1 protein-coding gene is annotated in these 792 nt (G+C 55.8%); it reads left to right on the forward strand.

Translation table 11 applies throughout. The features are described 5' to 3' along the window. Positions 1 to 579 (forward strand): ACT domain-containing protein (locus INT22_RS21615; protein WP_226912936.1); only part of this gene is annotated, 579 nt, incomplete at its 5' end. Positions 580 to 792: the final 213 nt, after the last annotated feature.

Genomic DNA, 792 nt, shown 5'->3' on the forward strand with positions numbered 1-792 from the left:
GCACCCACCGCCGATATGGCCGAAGGCGGCACCAAGGTCTTTATCCACACCCGCTCGGTAGACGACCTATTTGCCGCGACCGCCGCCGCCATGGAGCAGCTAGGCCTATCTATCCATGATGCCCGTATCGCCACCTCGCACAACGACTGGACGCTAAATACGTTTATTGTGCTAGATCATTACGGCCAACCTATCCGTGATCCTGAGCATATTGAGGAGATGCGTCGGCACCTCGTCGAAGAGCTGGACGATCCGGATGACTATCCAGAGATCGTCACGCGCCACACACCGCGCCAACTTAAGCACTTCAAAGTGCCCACCGAGGTAGTCATTGAGCAGGACCCAGCCAACGAACGTACGCTGCTAGAGCTAACTGCCCCAGACCGCCCTGGCCTACTGGCTCGTGTCGGGCGTATTTTTATGGAACAGGATATTGCCTTATCGGCTGCGAAAATTGCCACGCTGGGGGAGCGGGTTGAAGACGTTTTCTTTATCACCACGAAAGCGGGTGAGCCGCTCACCGACCCAGAACGGCAACAGCAGCTTCGCGAACGGCTTATCGAAGTATTAGGCGTGTAAGCGCTTAAATGAGCGACGCCTTGGTGGTTAAGTTTGAGGTGGCACCAGGGGTTGCCTATAATCGGCGGTTTAGTTGGCCGTTTTTACAGACATCCAGCACCGCCTTTAGGCTATCAACGGACATGCCATGAATCCTGATCTAAACCTTCTGCACCCCTATCCGTTTGAAAAGCTAGCCGCCCTAAAGGCAGCGCTTGTGCCACCGGCGGGGCT

The organism is Halomonas sp. 3D7M, assembly GCF_014897885.1.
GTDB lineage: Bacteria > Pseudomonadota > Gammaproteobacteria > Pseudomonadales > Halomonadaceae > Vreelandella.